The sequence below is a fragment of the Mycobacterium sp. 1165178.9 genome (assembly GCF_001673555.1).
Classification (GTDB): Bacteria; Actinomycetota; Actinomycetes; order Mycobacteriales; family Mycobacteriaceae; genus Mycobacterium.
In genome coordinates, this window is record NZ_LZMB01000209.1 from 1 (window position 1) to 2,634 (window position 2,634).

2 protein-coding genes are annotated in these 2,634 nt (G+C 68.1%); one reads left to right on the forward strand and one right to left on the reverse strand.

Going from position 1 to position 2,634, the window contains the following annotated elements; all coding sequences use genetic code 11:
• The coding region (locus A5652_RS09840; RefSeq protein ID WP_156745250.1) for an LLM class flavin-dependent oxidoreductase at positions 1-286 on the reverse strand (286 nt) is incomplete at its 3' end.
• Between the two features lie 138 nt (positions 287-424).
• Here A5652_RS09840 and ppc point away from each other — a divergent pair.
• A partial coding sequence (gene ppc / locus A5652_RS09845; protein ID WP_067349904.1) for a phosphoenolpyruvate carboxylase occupies positions 425-2,634 on the forward strand: 2,210 nt, incomplete at its 3' end.

Below are 2,634 nucleotides of genomic sequence, written 5' to 3' on the forward strand. Positions count from 1 at the left end.
CCAGCCCGAGGCTGAAGTTGCCGTGCGCGGCGGCCTGCGCCGTTTGCGCCAACGAGGCGATGATCAGCGGGTGACGGGGATTGATCGGCACCACCGAGGTGCCCACGCCGAGCCCCGGCACGGCGGCTCCGACGAGCGCGGCGAGCGAAATGGCGTCGTAGTTCTGCTGCTGGGGCAGCCACACCTGCGCAACCCCGAGCTCGTAGGCCCGTTTGGCTTGGGCTATCACGTCATCGACCAGATTGGGAGCATCAGGGCGGCCCATGAGGATGATTCCGGTGGACATGTTCGCAACCAACACGGCCAGTCGGCCGGCCATTCCTGCCAAATCACGATGATCTGACCAACGGGGCGCCATGGTGATTCGCGGCCCTCGGCCATCCCCGACGGGCGCACGCCGGCATCCGCATCGATACTGGGTCCCATGGTTGAGGCTTCCGATAGCACGCTGGAACCGATTGGCGCCGTCCAGCGCACCACGGTGGGTCGTGAGGCGACGGAGCCCATGCGGGCCGACATCAGGTTGCTGGGCGCCATTTTGGGTGACACGGTGCGCGAGCAGAGCGGGCACGAGGTGTTCGAACTCGTTGAGCGCGCCCGCGTGGAATCGTTTCGGGTGCGGCGCTCCGAGATCGACCGGGCGGAGCTGGCGCGGATGTTCTTTCGCATCGACATCCACCAGGCCATCCCGGTCATCCGGGCGTTCAGCCACTTCGCGTTGCTCGCCAACGTCGCCGAAGACATCCACCGCGAGCGCCGCAGGGCGATTCACGTCGCCGCCGGCGAAGCGCCGCAGGACAGCAGCCTGGCCGCGACCTACGCCAAACTCGACGAGGCGCAGCTGGATTCGGCCACCGTCGCCGACGCATTGAAGGGCGCGGTGGTGGCCCCGGTCATCACCGCGCACCCCACCGAGACTCGCCGGCGCACCGTCTTCGTCACCCAGCACCGGATCACCGAACTGATGCGGCTGCGGGCCGAGGGGCATGAAGAAACCGACGACGGCCGCAACATCGAACACGAGCTGCGCCGCCAGGTCCTGACGCTGTGGCAGACGGCGCTGATCCGGTTGTCCCGATTGCAGATCACCGACGAGATCGAGGTGGGGCTGCGCTATTACGCCGCCGCCTTCTTCCACGTGGTCCCGCAGGTCAACGCCGAGGTGCGCGACGCGCTGCGGACCCGCTGGCCCGACGCCGATCTGCTGAACCAGCCGATCGTGCAGCCGGGGTCCTGGATCGGCGGCGACCGCGACGGCAATCCGAACGTGACGGCCGACGTGGTGCGCCAGGCCACCGGCAACGCCGCATTCACCGCGCTGGCGCACTACCTGGCCGAGCTGACCGCCCTGGAACAGGAGCTGTCGATGTCGGCACGCCTGGTGGCGGTCACCCCCGAATTGAGGGAGCTGGCCCAGGGCTGTGAAGAGAAAGCCCGCGCCGACGAGCCCTACCGACGTGCGCTGCGGGTGATCCGCGCCCGGCTCACTGCGACGGGCGCCGAGATCCTGGACCGGCGACCGCCGGACGAGCTGGATCTGGGGTCGACGCCGTATGTCGCGCCCGCCGAGCTGCAGGCCGACCTGGACACCATCGATGCGTCGCTGCGCGCGCACGGTAGCGCACTGCTGGCCGACGATCGCCTGGCGCTGCTGCGAGAAGGTGTGCGGGTCTTCGGGTTTCATCTGTGCGGCCTGGACATGCGGCAAAACTCCGACGTGCACGAGGAAGTGGTCGCCGAGCTGCTGGCCTGGGCGGGGGTGCATGCCGATTACGGTTCGCTGTCCGAAGACGAACGGGTCGAGCTGTTGGCCGCCGAGTTGGGCACCCGCCGGCCGCTGGTTGGCGACCGTGCGGAATTATCCGAGTTGGCTCACAAAGAGCTGGGCGTCGTCCACGCGGCCGCGCACGCGATCAAGCGGTACGGGCCGTCCGCCGTGCCGAACTACGTGATCTCCATGTGCCGATCGGTCTCCGACGTCCTGGAGGCCGCGATCCTGCTCAAGGAGGCGGGCCTGATCGACGCGTCCGGGGACGCGCCGTACTGCCCGGTGGGCATCTCGCCGCTGTTCGAGACCATCGACGATCTGCGCAACGGTGCGACGATCCTGCACGCGATGCTGGAACTCCCGATCTATCGCGCGCTGGTCGCCGCGCGCGACGACAGCCAGGAAGTGATGCTGGGCTATTCCGACTCCAACAAGGACGGCGGGTACCTGGCCTCCAGCTGGGCGGTGTACCGAGCCGAGCTGGCCCTGGTGGAGGTCGCGAGCAAGACCGGAATCCGGTTGCGCCTCTTTCACGGTCGCGGCGGCACCGTCGGCCGCGGTGGGGGGCCGAGCTACGAAGCCATCCTCGCGCAGCCACCCGGGGCGGTGAAAGGTTCGCTGCGGCTCACTGAACAGGGCGAGGTGATCGCCGCGAAATACGCCGAACCGCAAGCGGCGCAACGCAATCTCGAGAGCCTGCTGGCCGCCACTCTGGAGTCAACGCTGCTGGACGTGGAGGGATTGGGCGATGCCGCGGAACCGGCGTACGCGGTGCTCGACGAAGTGGCCGAGTTTGCGCAGCGTGCGTATGCCGAATTGGTGCACGAGACACCGGGTTTCGTCGACTACTTCATGGCCTCCACGCC